Source organism: Anaerobiospirillum sp. NML120511 (assembly GCF_023050955.1).
In the GTDB taxonomy this organism is placed as follows: Bacteria; Pseudomonadota; Gammaproteobacteria; order Enterobacterales; family Succinivibrionaceae; genus Anaerobiospirillum.
Genome location: NZ_JALKIK010000014.1, coordinates 15,855 through 40,974 on the forward strand (window position 1 = coordinate 15,855; position 25,120 = coordinate 40,974).

General features: G+C 57.1%; 9 protein-coding genes. All 9 read left to right on the forward strand.

Annotation, left to right across the window (positions count from 1 at the left end; genetic code table 11):
* Positions 1–924 precede the first annotated feature (924 nt).
* A complete protein-coding gene (locus tag MXE39_RS05630; RefSeq protein WP_246977709.1) occupies positions 925–3,315 on the forward strand; it encodes a suppressor of fused domain protein in 2,391 nt (796 codons plus the stop codon).
* 988 nt (positions 3,316–4,303) lie between these two features.
* A complete protein-coding gene (locus tag MXE39_RS05635) occupies positions 4,304–6,604 on the forward strand; it encodes a hypothetical protein (RefSeq protein ID WP_246977710.1) in 2,301 nt (766 codons plus the stop codon).
* A gap of 958 nt (positions 6,605–7,562) precedes the next feature.
* Entirely contained in the window at positions 7,563–10,454 is a 2,892-nt protein-coding gene (locus MXE39_RS05640) for a hypothetical protein (protein WP_246977711.1), read from the forward strand.
* Positions 10,455–10,798: 344 nt separating this feature from the next.
* A complete protein-coding gene (locus MXE39_RS05645; RefSeq protein ID WP_246977712.1) occupies positions 10,799–12,217 on the forward strand; it encodes an ADP-ribosylglycohydrolase family protein in 1,419 nt (472 codons plus the stop codon).
* Positions 12,218–13,438: 1,221 nt separating this feature from the next.
* Positions 13,439–14,902, forward strand: a complete 1,464-nt coding sequence (locus MXE39_RS05650; RefSeq protein ID WP_246977713.1) for a DUF4253 domain-containing protein — start codon at positions 13,439–13,441, stop codon at positions 14,900–14,902.
* A gap of 767 nt (positions 14,903–15,669) precedes the next feature.
* Complete coding sequence (locus tag MXE39_RS05655) at positions 15,670–17,886, forward strand: suppressor of fused domain protein (RefSeq protein ID WP_246977714.1); 2,217 nt, start codon at positions 15,670–15,672, stop codon at positions 17,884–17,886.
* A gap of 748 nt (positions 17,887–18,634) precedes the next feature.
* Entirely contained in the window at positions 18,635–19,906 is a 1,272-nt protein-coding gene (locus MXE39_RS05660; RefSeq protein WP_246977715.1) for a hypothetical protein, read from the forward strand.
* 722 nt (positions 19,907–20,628) lie between these two features.
* The gene (locus MXE39_RS05665) at positions 20,629–22,095 is read left to right on the forward strand and encodes a hypothetical protein (protein WP_246977716.1); all 1,467 of its coding nucleotides are present in this window, start codon (positions 20,629–20,631) and stop codon (positions 22,093–22,095) included.
* Positions 22,096–23,415: 1,320 nt separating this feature from the next.
* Complete coding sequence (locus tag MXE39_RS05670; RefSeq protein ID WP_246977717.1) at positions 23,416–24,615, forward strand: DUF4261 domain-containing protein; 1,200 nt, start codon at positions 23,416–23,418, stop codon at positions 24,613–24,615.
* Positions 24,616–25,120: the final 505 nt, after the last annotated feature.

The window sequence follows — 25,120 nt, forward strand, 5'->3', positions numbered from 1 at the left end:
TGCTGGCAATTGGGCTCAGCGCTAACCACTAACCACTCACGGGCACATATCAGTCCGTCAGCCACAGCGGGCCCCGGCCCTGTCTCCTTAGGAGGCAGCGGCAGACTGGTAACTCATACCGTGGAAGTTAGTAAGGTAACAACCCGCCACACAGCCAGTTTAACTAACTAACTGACAGACATGTACTTTAAGTTCTGATTTGCAAGCCACAGCCCGTCTGTGGCTTTTTTATGCCCCTGTTATGCGCGCCACTCTCTTTAAATGACGCAATAGCCGATTCTCTGCAGGCGCCTGACGACTCCTGTAGCTGGCATCTTACCTGGCGGCTACTGGTATCTCCCTTATCCCCTGTCCTTTCACCCGTTGGGCTTGCAGTCAGAACTGTGGTCCTGTCTTGTACATGCGCTGCAGCTGTGCTGATCTGTGATGTGATGATGCTTTGCCTGCCCAGTCTGGCAGGCTCTGCCTTTTGCTGACCTTTTGCCGATAATGATGATTCTGATGATGAAGTATGTCCTCCGGCAGTAAGGCCGTGCCAGGTGCTGGTTAGTGGGGATATGACTTCACGAGGTCCTGGGGGAGGACTGTGTCAGCGCTCATGGCAGCGCAAATGGCAGCGCTAATTTCAGTGCTAATGGTAAGGATTCCATTTTTCAATGGCCTGCCTGGATACTGCTCTCTGCTGGTGGCCCCTGGAAGCACTGGGGTATACGCAGGCGTAAGGCAGGGTCAGTTGGGGTTTTGGCGCTGATGAAACTATAATAAGTCTCCAGGCCGCCCGGCCTGTTGTCCACGGCTGTGAGCCTGGCCTGAGCCTGAAGCTGGCATGAGTGCAGTTTCAGTCTGTCGTGTGCTTTGCTCATGCCGGGGATGAGGGTTTGGTGCGGGCGGGCGTTCAGATGATATGCATCGAGGTTAAGGTTCATGCAAACAGTCTCTAATATGGATTTCAATGTCGACTACGACTTAACGCAGCATGGCTATACGCCCGAGCAGCTGAGATCCTTTGATCGTCATCTGGAGCTTAATTTCGGACCTGTTGACCAGATAATGGCTGCCCCGTCCTGCAGCAATCCAGCCATTGACCTTATTGTGCTGGCCCCTGACCCTTTAGCGGGCCGTAATTTTTATACCCTCCTTACCCGTGGTATGGGCAGTTACATTGCCCCTGCCCGTAATGATATGGAGCGCAGCCTGCCTGAGCGTGTCGAGCTCATCATGTTTATTGAGACAGCATGGGAGGCTCCGCGCATAAGTGCCGATACCGGACCGGACACATTCTGGCCTGCCCTGTCCATGCTGCGCCTTGCCCGCATGCCTTATGCTACAGGCAGGCGTATCGGTCCTGATACCATTTTTGACAATGAAGAGCCTCTTTGTGAAAACAGCCCTTATGAAGGCCTGCTGGTGCGCTCTGTTGCCACCTCCTGTATTCCCGAGGCCCGTATCTGGACCATGCCTGATCTTCAGCAGGTAATATTTTTACAGGTCGTACCCCTGATGCGCGATGAAATGGATCATGCGCGCAACGACGATATTACTTCGCTTTATGACTATCTGGGCTGGCGCGGACACTTTACTGTCAACTTCCGATCCAGCGCCTTTGATCCCACCCGCTCATATTTTGACTATGTATTCTGTGACAGCCGCTGGTATCTGCGCTTTATGGAGCGTAACCGCCTTGAGGTCAGTGACAGTACAGCCTGGCTGCCCGGTGCCTGGTATATGCGCTTTCTTATCGACAGCGGCATGGTCAATGAAGATTTTGTCAAAGAGTTTCATGAGCTTAAGGGCTATATTGACGGTGAAGAGTGCGATTTTGATTTTGAGGCCTTTTACCGTGATGTGCTGCAGGGCTGCCTGGACAGGCGTTTTCTCAACAAGCACGGCTGGTTCTTTACCGAGCACTATTTTGATTCTTCAGATTACCCCAACTATCACAGTGATTTGCTCGATTTGCGCGCCCGTCATCTGGGAGTGTCGGTGCGTGAGGGGCTGAGCTTTACCATACCTGAGGGTACTGAGCGCTCTGTTATTGAGGCCATGTGGCAGGATATACGTCAGGTGATGAAAAAGCGTCTGCATTTCATGGCCCATGAAATGTACTTTGACCGTGACTATGACCGCCTGCTCAGCCAGTGCACAGCCGCCATGATGGACTGTAAGAGCAGCTTCTACCCGCCTGTTATCGATATCTCGCCCATGGTGTGCCATTTGCGCCATGCCATGCGCACTGTGCTGGCCGGAGAGGGCTGCCCTGTGCTGGTCGAGGTCTCAGCTGACATGCTCAAGCGTCTTGCCTGCAGCCAGATAAGCGGTGTGGTAATGGCCCGTCGTGACTGGGGCAGCCTTGAGTCTCTTATAAACTCCAGCTGGCGCAGCCGCGCACCAGGGCGCACTGAAGACGAGCTTATCGTGGGCAGCGTATTCCAGGCATGGGCTGACCGCCCTTACAATCGCTATCAGGTATGGCCGCCTTTACAGAACAATGGACAGGCCCGTATTCTGACCCTGCTCAAAAAGGCTGCCTTTAACTCAAAGGTCGCTGAGCGCTCCTTTGAGCAGCTGTGTGCCCTCTATCTTAAGAGTGCAGGCAAGTCCGCCCATGAGCGCCCGGTTACTTCAGTGCCTGGGGCCCACAGGTCAGCTGCCCCTGATACCCTTGCACAGCCGGGTGCCACAGCTGAAAATGCCCCTGCCATGCAGCCGGGCTCAGCCCCGGGAACAGCCCCTGCAACGGGATCAGTCCCTGCGCCAGGATCATCCCCGGCTTCAGCCACTGCTGCAGCCCCGGCGGGCAAAGCCCGTGGCGGTGGCAGCCAGGAGCGCCAGTACCGCAAGAGCGTACAGAAGATTTTACAGGCCATGTGCTGTCAGCCTGAGGACGATACCTTTATGGACATGCATACCATATGGCATGACTCCCAGAGGGTAAGCCGTCCCCTGCTGCTGTGTCATCTGCCGGTAAAGCATCCTGTTGATGTCATAAGCTGGCTTCCTTATCTGAGCGGTGTACCGGGCCTGTCTATCCACAATATGATGGAAATATTCCACATGTGGTTTGACGAACTGGGCGCCATGCCTCTGGTATTGAGAGACTGGTCCATTGAATTTGTTACTGCCGAACCACTAAAGCCACGTCAGGCTCAGCGCCTTGTCCACGAGCTGGTAGCCCTGTGCCCCAAGCTGCGTCTGCTGCTGGAAATGAAGGTATGTACCCTTGAAAGTCTGCAGGATAAAATCAGGGGCAAACACAGCTTTACTGTAGACTGGTACCCTGTTGAGGCCTGCGCCTCCCATCCATGGGGCTATTAAGCACGAGGCACAGTCCTGCCATATTGCAGACGCGTCAGTCCTGCCACCGGGGCGCAGATATGCCTGAGAGAAGCTGCAGATACCGGGGCCTTTTGTCCCCGTAACCTGCAATGAGCACAGGCAGCCCTGGCTGTGCTCCTGCCCATAAGGTTAACTTGCCGGAAGAACGACCTGAGCTTGAGTCGCCAGGTCTGAGTCTGAGTCTGAGCCCGCAGCTGACCTGCCAGCCTTAATGCCCATTTGTCAGCTGATACCGCCTGCATGGCAGGGCATAACTTTAGCTGCTGTCCCAGCCATTAAGTGGCCTTACTACGCCACCCATAGTGCAGGTCAGACCTGTCGACGCCTTAACAGCTCAGCCGTCCAGCCAGGCCTGTGCCAGGCCCGCTTGTCCTGTTGAGCCTGCAATGGCTGACAGCCAGACGCAGCCACGGCCACGGCAGTCGCTGCATTACCGTATCTGTGGCCGTGGGCGTGATCCCAGCCATTAAGTTGCCTGACCACCAGATCTGTGGTGCCGTTAACATCTGTTGACAGCATGATGTCCCTGGTCAGCCTTGCTCAAGCTGCCACGCTTTGAGCCCTGCTGCGCTTCTGCCCAACGGGTAACTGGGCCGGCCTGCCTGCATTCAGGCATGACTGGCTCTGCGCCAGCGCTCATATGGCCATGCCTGTCGTTCCCGGGCACCTGTATGGTGGAGCATGTCCGTCAGCTCTGGACAGCCCCTGTTAACAGTCCCTGTTATCTGTTAAGTGCGCCTTCTTCACGGCCTGGTGGCCACACCTGCCATGTCACAACTGTACTTCACTGTAAGTCGTGAGCACCTGCCCTGTTAATCAGTATTTGTGCAGTGCCCGGCTTTGTTGCCTGATAAGGCAGGCCACTTCCGGGCTGCGCTGCCTGATGATATATGCCGCTCCCGTGCTGCCGGTGCAGCTGCCTTAATGCCGCCATAATATGGCTTTCCTGCCTTCTGAGGTTTTTATCATGTCCAGTATGAGATCACAGCTTAAAGCCAGAATTGTCGGTCAGATTATGTGTGGCCAAATCAGCATTGACGAAGCTGCCGCCCGTTACAATATTTCCCGTGCCACCGTTTTCCGCCTGCTCTCAGCTGCCCGCGCCCGTATGAGCCGTTTTGATGAGGACGCTCAGGGCAACAGTGCAGCACTGGCCAGTAACGCAGATCTGGGTTCAGCCTTATCTGACAGCTATGGATCAGGCTCTGTGTCTGACACTGACCAGGATAATGCTCATGGTCAGCCTCATGGTCAGGCAGTAAGTGAGGGCGATGATCGTGCTGTGCAGGGCTCTGAGCACTCATTTGCTGACAGCGCCGATCAGGCCGCCCATGAGCAGGCAGCTGATTATGGTCAGGGCAGCCGTATGTCTCATGATTCAGACGGGCAGCACCACGGTGAGGGCCAGGATCATGGCCAGACTCAGGGTGCTGACGGCTCCGGTTCCGTGCCCGACAATGGTGCCGGATTGGTCAGCGCAGACGGGGCTGACAGCGGTGATGGGGCTGAGGCCCGGCCTGGCGCTGATAAAGCCGGCGCCGGATCCGGGGGCATGCCTGACGGGGCTGTGATTACCTTAATCAAGGGACAGGAAATGATCTCTTTTAATAATGGTCCCAGGGTAAGTCTGGTCAAATTTATCTCCATGGCTTCCCTTGCTGCCCATTATGACTGGTCTGATGAGCACACGGCCAAAACAGCTGCACGCCTTAACTGCAGTGCCGCGCAGATGCGTGCTGCCTGGGAGGCCATCGAATCTGAGGGTGTGGTCAGCTCAGGTCGCTATCAGCGCCAGCGCCATCAGCTTTTTGAGACAGCAAGCGCCCTTGAAATCAGCGACGGGGATCTGGAATATGCCAATAATCATATTGAGCTGCTCAAAAAGACCATTGAAGTGCTCAAGGAGAAATTTGGCATTTGTGAAAGCGAGAGCATGCGCATCAGTGAGGGTACCCGCCTGCGCATTATTGCCACCATTCAGCACTTTCACCGCAGCGGTCTGAGCATTACCCGTATCTGCGAGCTTATGGGCCTGAATGTGCGCTCATACTACCGCTGGCTCAAGTCAGCCACTGAGGAAGACAGCGCCGCCAGCCTGTCCCGCGCTTCACAAAATGCCACTGCCATGGCCTCCGGTTCTCAGGGCAGAGGCATTGATGATGCTGCAGCTGCAGACGGCACAGCCCCATCAGAGCAGGACCTGCAGGGCAGCGCCTCATGTGACAGCTCTTATGAGCCTGCTATCAGACCGGCCCGCATACGCCGTCTGACCACGGAGGTGAGCAGTACTGTGCTTGAGCTGCTCAATTCTCAGGAATTTGCCGAATCTTCCCTGCTCTCCACCTACCGTACCTTAAGAGAAGACGGGCGCATCAATATCTCCCAGCGCTCTTTTTACAATATTGTCCACCGCCTCAAAAAGCAGGGCCTGTGGACACCACGTCAGGACCAGTCCCCCTCTGCCGCTGCAGGTCGCCACAGGGGCAGCGCCACGGCCCGTAAATCAGGCTCTGGCACAGCCATGAACAAAGGATCACAGGCCCAGGCCCCACAGGGCAGTCCAGCTGCGCCAGAAAGCGCACCTGCCTCTGATCCCCATGAGCCTGTCGAGGCCGCAGAGCAGACAGCTCACAGCGCCCCTGATCAGGACAGCAGTCAGGCCCATGACCATGGCCAGGGCAAGGAGCGCAATCAGGCCTGTGACCATGACCAGAGCCAGGGCCACAATCAGCAACAGGAGCAGCACGGCCATGAATCCCCGGCTTATGTCCGCAACAGCGCAGAGAGCGCTGAGCATGAAATGAACAGTACCAGTCAGGATATCTCTGGTGCCGGCGCTGCCCCAGAAGCTACTGCTGCAGGGGCTGACAGTGCCGCCGGGTTTGAGTCTGCCCTGGGCAGCAGTGTTCAGTCCGGGCAGAGCAGTGGCCAGGGCAAGGACCATGACCCTGTCCAGGACTCTCAGCCTGACCACAGTGGACAGAGCTCAGCTGCGGGTAATCATACTTCATACCCTGACGAGGCCAGGGCAGCTTCGGCCGCGCACCACAGTGACAGCAAGGACAGTGAGCCAGCCCCCAGTGCAGATAAGACGGCCGCAGCCGCCGCTGCAGATCAGGCCGCTGCCCTGGCAGCCCAGTTCATCAGCGACCAGCACAACACACAGGGAGCGGATCAGGATCTGACAGCTCATAATGCCCCTGCTGATGACAATCTTGATAATGAGGACTTTCCGGCGATGGAGCCCTTTTCCCTTGATGACCTTTAGGCACGGCCGTGCCATGGTCAGGGGCGGGCCTGAGCAGCCTTGCCCGGCCAAAGCACCGGCCCCGCCTAATCCTGTGCACTGGCATTCCCCACTGTGCAGCACTCAGGTCAGGGCATGCCCTGACCGGAGACAGGCTGAGGCCGGGCTGACAGTGGCTGGTACATGGTGAGTATTGTCGGGCAGCCATGTCGGGTCCTCTCAAAATACATTTGGGGCTGACCTGGTTGCTCAGGCCCTGTCGTTCCATGGCACATTCGTAGCTTTCCTGCGAGCGCCGGCTGCAGTGCCTGGGACAGGCAAAGGCCACGGCAGCAGCCTGAAAAGCGTACAGGTCCCTCTAAATGCCTGTATGCCTCCACTGTCGTGTGGGTCAGGACAGCCCCTGGCAACAGCCCATGTCATGGACAAGGCGGCCTGTCTGCCTGAGTGCAGCTCGGGCATTCAGTTGCCGGGCCGGGGCCGGGCTGTCTGTCAGCTTTTGCGTGAGCATTTTTAAGGGTCGGCCGGTGCCGGCCTTTTGCATTTGTGGATCTGGATATTTACCAGCTGGTCGACCGGTATGCCCGGGAGCTGGTATCAGTGGTACCATGTGCTCATAAAAGGCCCGACCGGCAGCGCGTGCCGCCAGACACCCAGCTGTTGCGCTTACCGGCCGGCAGCCTGCCAGGCCTGTCTCAGGCAATGTGCATTCAGGCACGATATTCCACCTCCAGGCAGGTGGTCAGGGTGCAGCAGGCCTGAGCGGGCAGACAGCTGCGGCCGCTGCGGCCTTGCTTAACGACTGCATGTCTGCCTGTCAGCCGTCCGGGCTGGCTGCTGCCCCGGCAGCAGCCCCATGCCCATGCGTGGACCCATGCGTGGGCCCATGTGTGGGTGCGGGCGCCGGCGCAGATTCAGGTGCGGGCCGGCTGGGCGTGTGGCCTGAGAGTTATTTCTTTTCTTTGACAAGGAGTATGGTATGGCAATGACCCTGGTGCAGCAGTGCAAGGCATGGTTTGAAGCCTCTGAGGATGACAGAATTATTGCCGCTGTGGTGCAGTCTGACGGGGGTAAGGGCAGGGTCGCTGACAGCTCAGTGGCTGTGGCCATGCCCCCGGGCCCTGAGCGCCAGCAGCGTATTGACGCCCTTTTCTGGCTGGGCGCTGCTACCTGCCGCAAGGCCATACGCAGCAGTGACAGAGATCTGCTGCGCTCGGGTGTCAGGGTGCTGCTGCCTCTGTACGGCGATTACTGTGACGATCTCAATTATTTCGTCTCCCTTGCCCTGTCCTTTGATTATCTGGGTGAGCATGAACAGGCCCTGATGTACCTCTATGAGGCTCTGGCTCAGTTCCCGGCCGTAGCTCATATCGATGACATGATTGCCGACAGTGCCCGGGCCCTTAATGTCAGTGATTTGCAGGTCCTGCACAGTGCCGGCTTTATCAGCTGGCACAGCCGCTGCCGCAAGGCATGGCTTGATCTGCTTCAGGAGCGCGAGCGCCTTGAGCATATGGCCAGTGAAGCGGGCAGCGGCGGCCCTGACCTTGACGGGATGCAGCGCACCATAAGCTCCATTGTCAGCTCGCTCAGCCGCACTCTTACCTGCTCGGTAAGCATGAGCGGCGAATATATCAATGTAATAATCGGAGCTGTCGGCCATGACAGCATGCTCCTGCCCATAAAGCACTTCCTTGCTCTCATGCCCCGCCCTTTTGCCGGAGGCTGGCGCTTTATTACTGGAGAACCGGCCCTTGACCATGCCTGCATCAGCTCCGATGGCCTGACCTTTGGCACTGAGGAGTGCTGGTGTTCCCTTGAGCCAGCCCGTACCCTGCCTGTGTGGCTGGGCACCACCCCTGACCTGAACTCTGCCACCGGCACGGCCGGAGTGCCAGGCCCTCAGGCCGGCACCGACGAGGCCATTGCCCGGGCCAACCTTACCAATAACCTGGGCCAGAAAAAGACCAAGTTCTCACACAGCTCTGCTGCCGCCGCCGGATCACAGGCAGCTGCAGGATCAGCTGCGCAGGCCCCTTGCGCTGCAGGTGTCTCCCATGACAGCACCGTGGGCTGTAAAGCAGGTGGTGCTCAGGAGGCTGTGGCTGAGGCCGGGGCTGCGTCAGCAGCAACAGCAGCCGCTGAAGATCCTCTGGCCGGACTGGACCCTGATCTCTTCCCTGATCTCTTTGATGATGATTTTGACAATGAGCCCGGCTCTGATGGCAGTGCCTCGTGCTGTGAAGGTCAGCTGCGCCTGAATGCCGCTGTGGACAGCGCTCTGGTCAGCACATCAGGTCTGCGCCGTCTGCATGTGGATATTTACCATCCCATGCTCTATACCTGGTTTAAGGCCAGCCGCTCCCAGCATCCTCAGGTGCTTGACCGTATGCTAAGACGCCTGCTGGGCTGCGCCGCAGGTGAGCTCAATATCCTGACCCATGTCGACAGCGTGGCTCTGGTGCAAAGCCGTCCTGAGCTTGCCTACCGCCTTGATATGCTGCCCCTGCCGCTTAAAGCCATGGGCATTGAGCCTGTAGACAGTGATGCCGCCGCTCAGAGCACCCGCTGGTTTTACTACTCAGGCTGGAACTCGGATTTAAGTAAGCCCGGCCTTACAGCTCCTCAGGCCGCACTCAGGCGTGGTGAGGCTATTGCTCCAGGTGCAGGTCAGCTCAGCGCCATCAATGGCCCGCAGCGTGAGGGCATGGCCGCCACCTGCTGCAAGGACAGCTGCCATGACAGCTGCAGGGACTGCAGCCCTGAGCAGAACCTGAGCTCCACCCCGGATTCAAACGCAGGCTCAGACTCAGACTCAGGCATGGCTGTGCCCGCAGCTGCAAACACAGCTCCAGGCTCACAGTCTGCAGACCAGGATCACAGCGCCCCGGCTGACCTGTCAGCCCCGACCGGCAATGGCACTCAGGACTGTGACCAGGGTGTGGCCTGTAAGGGCTCAGGTTTACCTGCAGAGCATGGCTGTGCTCAGCACAGTACAGCCAGTGTCGGCTCTCAGGCTGGTGCTGACAGCCCGGCTGCCATGGCACAAAGTAATGGTGGTTGCGGGTCAGGGGCACAGCACGATGGCGCCAGAGGATGTGACAGCAGCGTAAGTGAGCGCCCGGGACCGCTGGTTTTTGATCCCCATGCCTGGCTTACTGTGCCTTCATCTGATTTAAACAAATGCACTGAACCCTGCCCGGATCTGCGTGCTGATATCATTGAGGGCGTATCCTGCCTGCGTGACCTCATGCTCGAGCTTAACAGTGCATCAGTTGATGCCCAGGCCATTGATTTGATGAGCGCCGGCGTGGTGCCTTTAACTGTGGCCCTGCCTGTATCCTCCTGTGCCCGCCTGTTAAGCGTACTGCTCGAGAACTGCACGGATGCCGCCCCGGATGCCGCTGCAGGAGCAGCCCCGCAGGCAGCTTCGGCCAGATCCGGCAGCGCAGCTGCAACAGGCAGAGCTTCTGCTTCAGGAAGCGCCACTGGCTATGACCTTTCAGGTCAGTGCAGCGCCATAATTGAGGCCTGTGCCCAGGGGCAGATGCCAGAGGGTACGGCCGGCCTTGAGTGCCTTGGCCGTCTGAGCCGTGAGCTTACCTGTCATCTTAAGAGCAGCGATCGCGCCTTTGTGATGTCTGTTACCGGCTGGGCCGTGGGCCGGGAGTACTGCTACCTTGATGTGCTCAGCTGCGATCTTGATTTAACCATCGACGCTCTGTGCCAGTGGCTCGAGCAGCTGGTCATAAAGCAGACTGGCGCCGCACCGTCCCAGGATAACGGGCAGCTGCGCACCCTCTATGTTCAGCCTATGGTCAAGGGCAGCATGGTAAGCAAGGTGCACTTTACCACCCGAGTGCGCGTCTGAAAGCAGCCCGGCAGGTGCCATGTCCGCCCAGCGCCTGCCCGTGCCATACGGTCAGCCTGACCCTGTACACACTTAAAGCCAGGCTGTACCGGGCGCAGGTGGTGCTGCAGGCTGCGGCGCTCCCGTCTGCCGGCCTGACGGCATACTGTCATGGTGCAGGCAGGCCCCTGTTTACAGGCCTGCTGAGGACTGGCAGGCAAAGCCATGCTCAGCTGCCGTCAGGCCAGTCGTTGAGCTGCCCGGGCGGCTGCGCCGTGCTGCCGGCTTTGACTGTGCCGGGAGTATGGGGGAGCCGGGCGGGAAGAATGGGCCGCGCCGGTGTTTTTATCTGTCAGGAGAGAGTTATGTCACAAATCAAAGAGGCCATGGGAGTTCGTGGTGCCGGGAGTAAGGCCGGAGCTGCGGCCATGGAAAAGTCCGGGGATTTTGCCCGCCGGGCTGCTGCGGCCATGACAGCTGCTGCCTGGGGCGATGCCCTGGGATGGCCTCAGGAGAGGCGCAGGTCAGCCGGTGTTTGCGTGCCGGGTATTGTTGCCCCTGCCTGGGAGCGCAAATGCGGCGGCCGTTATTTTCCGCACTATGACCTCATTGGTGCCGGTCAGTACAGCGATGATACCCAGCTGATGCTCTGTGTGGGCCGCGCGCTGCTGCACGGGGACAGCTGGACAGAGTATCTGCGCCGCGTGGAGCTGCCTTTATGGACCCTTTATGAGCGCGGCGGCGGCAAGGCCGTTAAAAAGGCCGCCCAGCTGTGGCTTGCTGACCGTGCTCCCTGGGATGAACGCTGCAGGCAAAGTGATGTTGCCGACTACTTTGGGGCCGGCGGCAATGGCGCAGCCATGCGTATCCTGCCTCATGTCATTGCCCTTGCTGACCGTGATTTCAGTGAGCTGTCCGGGCATATTCTCAGCGACGGCATTTCCACTCATGCTCACCCTGCAGCCCTGGTGGGCGCCCTTGCATGGGGCTATGCTCTGTGGAGCGCGGTGCGCCTGAGCAGCGATGAACGTGCAGCCCTTACTCCGACCGGCCCTGTGCAGCAGCTTCTTGATAATAAGGCCGCCTGGGCGGCAGCTCCTGACCTGTCAGCCCTGCCTGCTGCCTGGACAGATGCCATGCGCAGCTGCCATAACAACTGGGAGCAGCTGTGGCAGGAAAATGTTGACTTCATGGTAAGTGAGCTTGAACTTGTCCGCGCTGCTCTGAGCGCCCCGCAGCGCCCTGCAATAACTGAGATTATGGAAAGTCTGCACAGCTTTGACCGCAGTTGCAGCGGTTCGGGCATTGTGGCCGCCGCCACAGCACTGATGCTCTCCTGCGCCCATCTTGACCAGCCTCTGGAGGGCGTGAAGGCTGCAGCCTTTGCCTTGGGCAGCGATACTGATACCTGTGCCTCCATGACAGCATCTGTGCTGGCCCTGCTAAGCGACGGCACCTGGGTTGATTCCATCAGAGATCAGGTCCAGGATGCAGCCTGTATTGAGCAGCTGGCCACCAGCCTGTGCAATAAGGTAACCATGGACTCAGCCCTGCCCGTCATCAAGGCCTCTGCCCTTAAAAAATGGCACAGCTGCGCCATGCAAAGCCACGAGGGTCAGATCATGGAGCTGCCTGACCTGCGCTGTGCCACCATTCACGTTGAGGATGACTTTCTCGCTCCCTGCGGTAATTTCAAGGTAGCAAGACGCACCTTTGCCGTAAATGACGGTCAGACCCTCTACATCAAGAAAATTTCCAAAACCCGCAAAAAGGAGCAGGCCTGACCCGCCCCCACCACCGCCTGCCCCCGAGACATCACCATGACTTACAGCTGCGGCACCCCGCTTCCGCACTTTGAGCTCAAAGCCACCCCGGTCGCGCCAGTCCTGCAGCCCCATGTAAATCAGGATCGGCCGTCCGCCCATGGCCTGCAGGCCTCCTGCCTTAACAGCCCACCCGATTTCACAGTCATAAAGCCATCAGGCTGTGCAGCTGTACCACCATCAGTTCTGCGGCTTCTAATGGGCTTTCATTTTCTGGCACTGATGATCAGCCCCTTGTTCATGGAAACTGCAGGCGCCTGAGCTCTCTGTGCCCGGCCTGCAATGGGCTGGGGCTGGTGGACCTTACGCGTCTGTGGCCTGTAAGGGACTGTCTTTGCCTGCCCCTCATGACCTGTCCCTTAGTTATGGCAAGTGCAGGCGGCTGAGCTCTCCGTGCCCGGCCTGCAAAAGGCTGGGGCTGGTGGGCCTTTGGCAGGCCCTGAACAGCAATCCCCGGCATGGTTTAACCTTGAGTGGTCTACTGATCGACTGATTGACCGGTTTTGCCCGGCCCTGTCTTACCGCGCACCTCCCATGCTTTCGCTCTCGCCTCCGGCCTTTATGGCAGATACGCGCCTGGGCCGGGGCAATGCCATCCATATTGTGACTGTGAAAGTGATTATTTTTGGCACAAATGAGCCGGTCTGGCATTGCAGTGGTGTGAGCGCGCTCTATATCAGGGCTGTGCCTTTTTCGGTATCATAGCTCCAAAGCTGTGCACCCACGGATGCTGTGGCTGACTGAGCTTGCACAGTGCCCTTGCCGGCTGTGATGAGCAGGCCACACTTGAGCCTGTTACTGTGCTTCTGTTTTGCCGGGCGCGGGCGGTGCCACCCCTGATGTAACTGCCCTGCCCAGGTAAGCTGCCAGGCGCTCAAAGTGGCCGGGCGCAGGCTGTTGTGCAGCTGGCAAAACAGTCCTGCACTGCCCTGAGCATCTGAGCCTGCATATAACCGGGGTGGCCCTTACTGGTACGGCTGGCGGCTGTGCCTCGCTGTGCCTTGCTGTGCCTCATGCCATGGCTGCAGTCAGGCGCTGCCGGAGACTGGAGGTCGTGCGCGTGAGTGCCTGCTGGCCGATCACGCCCGGCCCAGGCCACGGGCCCTGCAGGGCCTGTGGCCCTCAGGGGCGGGCGCTGAGGCGCAGTGCACGGATCAGGTACTTAACTTAAGAGGAATTGTCATGGAAATCGAAAATCTGTCGGAAATGAAGAATTATGCCCTTGAACTGGGCCTGAGCGGCGAAAATGCATGGAGCCATGCTGCAGCCATAACTTACTGGGCTGTGAGCAAGGAATTCATTGCAACCGAATATGTATCCGCTCTTGATGGCCTTGATATTGTCGGGGTTCGCAAGTGGCTCAATGACACCTTTGACAGCTCTTTTTCCGATGAGATTTTCAATGAAGATGCAGCTGACTTCCTGCGCGATTATTACAATGTAGATCGCGGCCCTTCTTTCATTCATGACTTTGAGTTCTTTGTAATTGAAGACAGTGAGCTGCTTGAAGACTGCGATGGCGACGTCTCTGATGACAAATTTGACGAGGCTACCCTTAACATTGTCTGTGATGACGACTTTGCCGACTATTTCTGTGATTTGCTCGACGAGCGCTACGAGGAGTGGTCAGAAACTGTCTACCGTGTAAGTGACAATGATGAGCGCATTTTTGAATGCCCTGTCATGCCAGCTGAGGTAAGCGATCAGGATGTGACCGTTGACAACTCCTCTCTGGCCGTACTTTGCAATACCTACAACCGTTTTGCCGGTGGCTGCGGTACCTTCTACCGTCCTGGCACTGATGATTATGTGCTCGGCTGTGACTTCAACTACCGTTTTACCGAGCTTGCCGGCCCTGACAATACCCGCCCTCTGATGGTAGTGCTCACAGAGCAGCTGGTACGCGATACCATTACCCTGTCCTGTCCGCGCTCGGCCACCCAGTTTCTGGACTTCTCGGAAATGGAAGCGAACAACAGCATAGCCGGTGTACTGCGTGAGGCCGGTCCTGTCTATGAGGGCACACGCGCCCTGCTCGATGATCTCTTTGAGAGCAATTTTGGCTATCTCCTGGAAGCTGGCATGAGCATGGACGAGATCGAAAACAGTCTCATGGAATATGCCGACGATTTGCAGGAGGGTGACAATTTTGACTTTGCTACCTTCTGGGAGGAAGATGAGGACGGTGAAGATGACGATTCCGGTGAGGTTTTCCACTGTCCTGTGCTGCTGTGCGATCTGCCTGTAGATTACTCCTGGCAGACCCTGGCCTATGTACAGCTCACCGCAACCGGCGATGCCATCGGCCAGGTAGAGCTCATGGGCATTGCCCGCTATCTTGAAGAAGAATATGGCCTGTGCGTAGCCGCTGTCAGCGACAACAGCATTGAATTTGCCATGCAGCGCGATCTGAGCACTGAGCAGGCCTCCCGTGCCGCCCGCGATCTCTTTGCCCTGTGCCCTGATGTTCTGAGCATGCCTGATCTGTACACTGACGATTGCCCTGAGGGCGTTCTGGCCGGCCTCAACCTGCTGACCCGCTACCTTGAGCTCAACCGCACCGTTATATGCGTGTGGCCTTGCGATGAGGAGGAGGATGACGAGCAGAACGCCGACAATGACGGCGAGGGCGCATTCAGCTTCTAACCTCCAGGTGCCCCTTTGAGCGCAGGGGCAGCTGCCGGGCTCTGTTTGCGCTGTATGCCCTGTCAGCCTTTTCAGTAGCTGATGAATGGCAGTTGCCGGCTGGCCCGGGCCCGTGATATGGTGCGCATACCCTCAGCACTGTCAGCATGAGGTCCTCATGGCTCGCGTGCCCCTGCACGACGGGCCGGCCTGCCGGATCGGATAATTATCCGGGCCGGTAAGGCCGGCTGGCCATATGGACCTGCAAGTCCTGCAAGTCCTGCAGGTCCTGCAGGACAGGCTGACAGTGCGGGGCAGTCAGTATGCCAGGTCAGCGCAGCCAGGATTCAGTGCTGCCCTGCAGCAGTGAGGCTGCCCTGCGCTGACGGGCATCATATTTAAGGGCCGGCTGTAAGCTCTGGCATTAGTGCCAGGGGCGGTGGGCTCTGAATAAATCACTTACAACATTTGCAGTATTAATTATCGGCTGCTCTGAACTTCAGGGCAGCCGTTTTACTTTTCTGTGCTTATGATGCCGTTTTTATGGGGCGCGCTGCCGTGCCGGCAGACCTGGCGCCGGGCCTGACCGATGTCCTGAAATAGCTCCTGACGGCGGGCGTGCGGCCCGGGCATGCCATGTGGCAGTAATGAGAATATGGTATGCTCTATAATTATTGCTGGTGCAGACTGAGATCTGCAGCAAATCCGGGCCCGGGCCGCTGCAGCTGCAGGATACTGCTTTTGCACCATACGGGCGCCATCAGTCATTTTGCAGGAGCCTCTCAACCATGGCAGTCAAGGATAGTTCACAGCGCAGCTCAGGACAGAACATGTCTTTAAGTCCTGAGGACTACAATGCTGAGCTGCAGCATATTGAGCATTACTTTGGTCCTGTTTCCTTTGTCCTGAGTGAGGAGAAATGGGAACATGTCAAGGTTGATATTGCCGTTATCGAGCCGTCGGCCGAGCGCAAGTACTACACCCTGGTCACCATAGGCTTCAGCGCCGTTGAGCAGAAGGACGAAGATACCACCGAGCGTGTTGAGCTGGTCATGATGCTCCACGACAACTGGATTATTCCAAGTGCCTCCGAGGAGTATTACTGGCCGGTTCGCCTGCTTAAAAACATGGCCCGTCACTACCACACAAGCCATCAGCGCATTTCGGCAGGCTACTGCTACTGCAACGATACCACCTTCTGTGAAAAGACCAGCATGCGTGCCGCTCTGGTCTACTATCTCAACCGTCTGGTAGCCCCGGGCGCCCAGAGTCTGCAGCTGCCAGGTGATCGCGACGTTTACTACTACTCCGTTACTCCTCTTCATGGCGAGGAAATGGAAATGTGCATGGAAAACGGCGCCGAGTTCCTTATCGATCAGATGATCTACACCGATCCTCTGGTAGACAATAACCGTACCAGTGCCTTTGCAAACGCGGCCGAGTACTATGCCATGATCATGGATGACGTGCGCTGGCACGCCTCCACTATTGAATACAAAGAGTTCTCCATACCAAGGGAAAATGCCGCTTCCCATATGGCAATTTTCCTGCGCTACATGATTGAAAACGGCATGATGTCCCAGAGCTTCATGCAGGCCGGCGAGGAGATTGTCAAAGATATAGTCGAAGGCAGAAACTCCATTGATGTGCGCGGCTTTCTTATTGAGCAGCTCAACAGCGTGCTTGACAGGCGCTTTTTCAATGACAAGGGCATGACCTTTGTCCAGCATTACTACATGCAGGAGGCCTCACCTTACTATGCTGCCGATGTCGACTCCTATGCCCATAATTTCCTTTCACCTGAGGAGTATTTTTCCAGGGAGTATGACACCGAGGGCTATCTGTTCGTTCCTTTTAACAGACAGTATTACGAGAACATGAAAAAGGTCATCGACGCCCGCCGTGGGGTCCTGGCCAGTCTGCAGAGCTATGCCGATGACGAGGCTGCACAGCTGTCTGAAGTGATGAAAATGTGGCTCAGCTGCAAGTGTTACTCCTTCCCGGCCCTGTCTCATGACATGCCGCTGATGTCCCGCTATGCCTACTCGCTGCGTCAGGCCCCGCAGTCTGAATATGTGCCGGTAATGATTGAGGTCAGCGACAGCCTGTTCACACGCATGATTAACAACATGAAACAGGCCAGTCCTGGCCCTGCCGACGAGAGAACCGAAACACTGCTGGCTGCAACACCTTACAATCCTTACTACGAAAAGTTCATCGAGCGCTTTGGTGTTGACCACAAATGGTATTTTGACCAGCGGGATCTCATTCGCTGGCGCTGGCATATTGCCAATACTCCGCGCATTCTCGACAGCAGGTATTTCTACGAGCGCATTGAAGCTCTGGACAGCAGCGCAGTCCTGGACTTCAGCTTAAGCGCTGTCTACCGTGATGCCCTTGCCCATACCAGTGAGCGCTTAGCCGCCGAGGCCGTCAGGATCCGTGTTGATGTCATGGACAAACTCCAGCAGGAAAGCAACACCAGGGGACGCATGAAGCTCAGCCCGGCCAATCTGAGCACAACGGCAGACATGCTCACCTCACGTCAGAGAAAGTTAAAAGAGGTATACGAAAGAGCCTCACCTGCCCGTGTGGCCCCGGGTGAAGTGGAGAGTTTCGGCTTCTTTACCCACCGCGCCAACAGCGATGATTACACAAAGCCAATGATCATAGCTGAGCTGCCTGTTACAGGTCCGCAGTTTGCCCTGTGCTATATAGGCTATTTCTTTGAGGGTAAGGTTATTGCTCAGGACGATCTGCCAGGCGTGCTGGTTCACTGGTACAAGACCTACTGCGCCATGCCGGCTGTTATCACAGCCGACGGCATAGAATTTGTGCTGGGCAGGCCACTTGACAGCGACTCGGGCCCGGCCCTGGCCTGTGAGCTCATAGCCCTGTGCCCTCAGACCTATATCAAGGGCAATTTCAGCCAGGATGTAGTCAAGGCCGTAGCCCGCATGATTAGAAAGAGCAATTCTTTCTACCTGCCGCTCACCCACGACTAAGCCCGGCCCGCCACACGGCTGGCTGTATGCAGCCGGCCGTAACGGCCGGTACAGGCATGGTCTGCACAGCCGTGCCTGCAGTGCCTGTCCTGTCCGGCCGCACCCCTGCCCCTGAAGCAAGCCTTCAGGGGTTTTGCTTTTCAGGGACCTGTTTTGAGCACGGCATGATCAGGCCTCTGAGTCCTGTTTTTCGGCAGGCAGGCCGGCCGGCAGGCCCGGCCGAAGCGGGCCTCGGGCTGTTCAGGGGCCCCGGGGCACCAGCCGATGCGCTGGCCGGCAGCTGGCCGGCGGCCCCTGGTTGCCGGTCGCAGCGCCCTGCAGGGCCAGCTGGCCCTGGTAGCAGCATTGAGCCAGGCTCAATGCCGGGGAGTGAGACCGTCTGCTGCGGGTACTGCAGTGATGGTAGCTGCCGGTGCGGGGCTCAGGGGCGTAATTGCGGTGCTTTTTAGTGGCTTTGGGAAAGGAGACCGGGCTTTTGGGGGCGTGAGAGTTGGTGGGCAGCGGTGGCCGGTGGCTGTGCTGCCGGCGGCTGTGGACTGTGCGTTTGTGGCTGCGGTTCAGGGCGTGTACCTGCGGGCGCGGGCAAATGGGTGTGGTCTGCAGACATGATTTTTAGTATGCTTATGGCTCCAGAGCCCCGGGTGCAGCATACTGTATCTTAAGGGGCGGCATGTTATCGAGCGCAGTTCAGCTCAGGCTCCGACTGACTGGCATTTGAGGTTAACGGGGCTGCACCAAGGAAATTACAGTGTTACAGAATCATTTCAAAAAGGCCGCTCAGGATCTCATCAACGAGCTTAACCGCTCAGGACAGAGCCAGGGCAGCATAAGTGAAATCTCCCTTAACAGCGCCGTAATGTGCGATCAGCGCCTGTTCTACCTTTTCAAGGTTATCTACCCTGCTGCAAGTGAGCCTCAGATGGCCATTGCCGGTGACTATAAGAGCTTTGATCCTGAAGGTCAGGGCACAGTTATGACCGGCCTTGGCAACTTTGATGAGGCTGTAGGCTATACAGTTATCAAAGGTTTTGTACAGAACCGTCCTTTCAATGCTGCTGAACTTGTCTGCGATGAGCAGTACCGCTTTGACAAAGTGGAGCACCCTTATCAGGAAATCTCCGCCTCCATTGAGGATCTGGACAGCAATGCCCTGGCTGCCTTCATGCAGAGCCGCACCATCATGGGCTATGTACTGCTCAGGGAAAACAGCTTTGATGTCAATGCCGCACTGGAGAGTTACAAAAACACCTGGGGTGTGGATCTGAGCACTCTTGAGGGCTATGAAGTTACCAGCGGTGACAATGGCAATGTGGCCATTACCTACCAGGACTGCGTTATTGATATCGCTCTGATGCCTGAGCCTGTTGACAGTGCTCTGCTGCAGGCCTCTGCCGCCCTCAACCGTGACTGGCCTGAGGCTGCCGATGTCTGCTCTTCAACCACAGGAGCTCTGGTGGTTACGGTCTGCTGTCACAGCGGCAAGCTGGCCATGGCCTGCACCATGGTACGCTGGCTGGCAGTGCTGGCCTCCATGGAGCATGGTGCCGCCGTTTTATACAATGGCTGTCTGTTTGAGCCGGGCTGGTATGCTCAGTCGGCTGCCGTCATGAAGGAAAATGAGGGCGCCATTCCGGTTAACAATCTGGTATGGGTACATTTTGAAGAGCTGTCTGATGGCAATCTTTCTGCCCTGACCATGGGCCTTGCCGCCTCAGGTCACCTTGAATTTGCCATTGAAAGCTTCAAGGGCAATCACAAGGCAGCAAGTGATATTCTGCTGCGCCTTGCCGGCTTCGTTCTTGCCAACAATGCTGCCCTGCCTGATGGTGTAACTGTAGAGTTCCCTCCTGTATGCAATGCCACACTGCATATCACCCACAGCTCCATGCTCGACAGCCGCGTCTATTCCCTGGAGCTCTTTGCCTGTCAGCCCGATGGCGAGCAGAGCCAACAGAGCGCTGATGTCCAGGCCCAGGACCAGGCTGCAGCTGACGGCCCGGCTGAGGGCTCAGAGGGCTAACCTGCGGCCTGAAGCAGGCCTGAGGATCATAAGGGCTGACAAGCCCCGGTCCCACAGGGCAGTTAATCTGCCCCGTCGCATAGCAGAGCCTTTTATCCGGCAGGTGACCTGCCATGATGGGCAGGCCGCCGCCGCCGCTGCGACTGCTGCCGCAGCAGCTGCCAGCCCATCAGCGCAGGGTGCTGTGCCAGTCTTCGGCCTGCTGCATGTCTGACAGACAGCTGCATGCCGGGCATCAATTTGATGTCAGGCCCCGCAGCAGTGCTCAGAGCGCTCTGTTCTGAAAACACTCACATTGCCCCTGACATAAGCCCCTGCATCAGCTGATCCTGACGCGGGGGCTTATACTGTCAGACTCAAATGTTTCAGGATTTACAGGCCATTAATGGCCCACAGCCGGATCAGGGCTGCTGCGCTGCGCCCTGCACGGCCACCTCCAGTCACGCTTATTGTCTGTACCAGCCCGCCCGGCCAGTGCGCCCCTGCACTGCCCTGAGAGCTTTGACGGGGCTGCGCGCTGCGCACTCAGGGCTCCGGGTGAGTCACAGAGGCAGCGCAAGGAAGCAATGCCTGCCGTGCCAGAGTGCGGCCAGGGCCGCGCTGTTGCCCGTTGTGATCAGGGGCGCGCCGGGGCGCCCGGCATTGCCTCCCAGGGCTTTGACCGGGGCAGTCGGCCGGAGCGGCGCTTTTATATTGGATTTTTGCCATCAGTAGAGGATTTCATGTCAACAGCTCAGGACCATGTCTCAAAGATTATCAGGGTTATCAAGGCCAGTATGGCCCGTAATGGTAACGGCGCCGAGGCCTTTGCCCGCAATGGCAAGGTTCAGGAGCTGCCTCCTGAGGAAATCGAATTTGCCCAGGGCTATTTCTTCCGTGGCCGCCTGTACTACGCCTTTAAGGTTTACCTGTGTGCCGAATCCCTGCCGCAGCTGATTGTGGCCGGCGGTTTTGACAGCTTTGAAACCGGTGCCACTTTTGATATTTCCGAGCGTACCTCCATGTACCGCGAGGAGCTGGCTCCGCTGCTGGTCAAGGCCTTTGCCCTTGAGCAGGAAGAGCGTCAGCGCACCGAGGCTGCCCTGCAGGCCGTATCTGACGCGGCAACAGCTGCAGCCCGCGCCGCCTCCGGCGGTGCGACCGCTGCAAGCGGTAAGGCAGAAGGTACAGGTGAAGCCGGCTCAGGCGGCTCTGATTCAGTGACCGCCGCAGGCGGTGCCTCTGCCTTGCAGTCAGCCTGTGAGGCTGGTGTAGCGGCAGACAGTGGCGCTGCTGGTACTGGTGGTCAGGAGAGCGTCAGTGGTGGCGCGCGCACTGTGCCTGCCAAAATGCGCTTTTCCAGCCACAAGCTCAAGTATGTCACTCTCAAGGATGACTTCACCGCTCAGGAGCAGCAGCGTCTTGGTGAGGGCCGTCTGAATATCTGCTGTCATGCCCGTATCCTCCTCAAGGGAAGCAGCTTTGATCTCTCAACCTTAAATGACAGACTCAACAGCGCTCAGGGTCATCGCCTGCCTCATAATTTTGCCCTTAACATGGCCATGAATCAGGATCCGGTAGAGTGGGTGCGCAAGGTCGATCAGGCCTCCATTCTGCTCAATTGCTCAGGTCAGCCGGTACCGGCAAAGGAGCTGGAGAAGGCCGTGGGTTACAATTACCGTACCCCGGATCTTATGAGCCGTGCCAGTGAGCATGGCTGTGTGCTTGATCTGTACTATCTTGAGATGACCCGCCCAATGCCGCTGGTGTTTATGAACTTTGCCATGATCCTGGGGGCACTGTGCTGCCTTGAGGAGACTGTGGGCATTATGCTCAATGGCACTGTTTATGATCCTCAGGACTATCTGTCTCTGGTAAAAGAGCTTGATAACAACTCCCTTATGCCTCAGCTGCATACCTTTATCCGCATTTCCACCAATAAGGACGGCACCATCAATGCCCTGTCGCGTGGCCTTAACCGCTTCCTCATTCCTGAGATGGAGCTTAAGAACTCACCACTGTCACGCGACGAGCTGCTGACCAGTCTGCATGCCATTATTGCCCGCATGGTTCAGGTCAATCATCCTGTACCTGATGGCGGTGTGTGCCGCACCTACAATGGCCATGCCTTCAAATTCACTCTGGTGCGCTCCAGAAATGCCCCTCAAAGTGCCACCTACTCCTTAAGCGAGGTTGAGCTCGACAAGTAGCCCGCCCCAAGCCCAGTCAAAGTGAGCCGCTCAGCATGCAGTCCCCAGCCGGCTGCCACCAGCAGGCGCCAGCATTGTCGGCTGCCCCGCCCGTCCCAGGCAATGGCCATGGCCACGCAGCGGCCGCAGCTGCATGTGCCATACCCTGAAACATAAGTGGCTCAGTGACGAACAAGCGACTGTAAGCACTGCCCGACAGGGGCGCTCGGGCAGCTGCTGCCGGCATCCCGCCCTGGCCATGTTCCTGCGGAGCTAATGAGAGATAACAAAGTGCAGCTCAGGCAGGCCATAGAAGCTGTGCAGACAGCTGCGGACATCCAGGGCATAGCGCGCTGACTGACCTTAGCGCTCGGCCATGATGCTGCAGCGGGGCCAGACATTGAGCCTGGCAGTTGTGGCTGCTGTGGCTGCTGCTCCGTTCATACGAAGCATGGCTGCTTTGACTGACCTTCGCGCTCAGGCATGATTATGGAGCCGGACCGGCTATGCCGGTGCTGGGCTCAGTTCGGGAATCACAGGCGCCGTCATGCGCCTTTATCTTTTGCGCTGCAATTGAAGCCTTGCGATCGCTCTGGCATTGATGCCGGCAGGCCAGAGGACTGCCTGCCGGGGCTTCCTGCCACGGCATAAGCTCAGCTCTGTGCTGCCGTTATGGTTCAGTTGGGCTGTGGTCGACCATCAGGTAACGTACTGACAGCGGGACTGATGCCTGAGTTTCATTGTGCCCGGAGCCGTTAGGAGCGCATTTTGGAGGCTTTGCCGGGGCGTTCAGGTATTTTTCGTGGGGTCAGTGCAGTTCTTACCGGGAGCTTCTGCCCGTGGCGTTACAGTTCTGTGGGGCATGGCCATACAGCGCTGAGCGTATAACTGGGCTGACAAAGTGGCACTTTCTGTATCTTTTTTTGTGACCGGGGACGGCAACATTGCAATGTCATGGGCCCCATTTATCCCTGCCATTGGTATCATGTGTCCTTAACAATGAATCTGGCCTGCATCAGCACGGAACGCGCAGGCGGAACCGGTCAAAAGTCTGTGCCTTAAACTGTACGTTTACTTAACAATGTCCATGCATCAGGTTACACAGGATCTTATGTTGCCATGGCACTGTGCAGCCTCTGGCAGCCGGTCCAGGCCGGATCCGGCCGGGCGGCATTCCTGATGGCGCCTTATGGCGCGGGCGCTGCCTTTGTTTTTTGGGCAGTGGTGCTGCCGGGCAGGTGGCGCTGCCGTAGTAAAAGGCTTAACACTGCTGTAAGCCGGGATTTTGTCCCGGAAGTAGCTGCAGGCAAAAATTACTGTCAAAGTGAAAAAGGATCAAAGATGTCTATCCCTCAGAAGCATATTCAGAGCGCTCAGGAACAGGTTGTTGCAGAATACCGCAGAAACTTTCCCGACTTTGAGAAGCTGCAGCACATTGAGTTTGCAGCAGGCTATCTGTGCCTTGGTCAGTTAAGCTATGTCTTCAAGGTCAAACTGCTCAATGAGGAGCAGGATCACTTTGCTCTGGTAACAGGCTTTACCAGCTTTGACCCGCGTCAGGGCTGCAGAGTCTTTGCTGACATGGGTATTTATGATGAAACTGCCGCCCGCAACTTCATCAAATACATGGGACGCCGCATTAAGAACTCAGGCGCCCATACCGCTGATCTTTCCGGCATTGACCCTGATTACATTTTTGATAATCATGATCTTGACTACCAGGAGCTCGATCCTTTCCGTACCACCTTCTTTGCCCAGTGCATGTCCTCAGTAGACCACAGCCGATCTCTGGTAGGCTTCATGCTGCTCAATAAGGCCGTGCTCGACCGTGACAGCGTGATAAAGGCTGTAAAGGAAATGTGGGGCCTTGATTTCAATGAACATGCTGATGCCGTCATTGAATCTGATGAGACCTCAGTATCGATAAGCTTTGCGCATGTAACAGCCAGGGTAACCCTCAGTGACGAGCCTATGGAGAAAGACCTTGCTTTGCAGGCTGCCCGACTTAATTACATGTGGCCAATGGGAGCATCGGTAATTTCCGAGCATCAGGCTGTGCTGTGCATTACCATGACCAGCTCCGAGCTTAAAAAGCATGAAATGGCACCTGCTTTTGTCATGCTCATGGCCGCGCTGGCCTCACTGCCTGAGACTCTGGGCGTGTTCTACCGTGGCTTTATCTTCGAGCCTCAGTTCTATATCGAGCGCGCCGAGATTATTCACGACAACCACTTCCCTGTAGGCAACCTTATCTGGAAACATCTGGAGCAGGGTGAGGGCAACAGCATCAATGCCTACACTGTTGGTCTAGAGGTACTGGACAGGCTTGAGCTTGAGATTCACAACTGCAATATGGAAGTGCACCAGCTGCTCGACATGATAGACATACTGGCCATGAACATTATCGAGTGCAATCTCAATATCCCTGACGGTGAGATCCTGCCTCTTACCGATCACAGTGACATCCGCTTTACCATCAGCATTGACCGTTTTGGAGAGCATAATTCCTACAAGCTCGAAATCATCGACCGCAAGCACTAATCTCCGCCACGCTGCACTTGTCCCAGCCCGGGATGCATAAAGTTAACTGAAGTCACAGACAGGCAAACCAGGGCTGTCAAAACGCATACTCCTGTACCAGGTCCTGCACTGCCCGGGGAACCGCCGAGCCGCATTGCAGCGCGCAGTAAAGGTGGAATACCGCTCTGACGCATGGGGCAGTTGCTGTATTGCGCCTGTGCCTGACTGTAAAGTCGCTGACACAGTAAAGTTACTGAAACAGTAAAGTTACTGACACAGCCGGATATAACCGGCTCATGTGCATCTGACAGGCGGTGCTTAGACGCTGTATAAAATCTTTATGCATGCAGCTGCAGGTACTGCACAAAACAGGCAGCAAAGAATTTTCAGGCCGTTCAGAGCAAACTGAGCGGCCTTTATTTTGCCTGCCATACTCTATGCTTTATAAAGCGTAACAGGTTCAGGACAATGTGTTGGTGCACAACTGTGAGCAGGCATCGTTTATGGACATGATGTGCTTGCACCT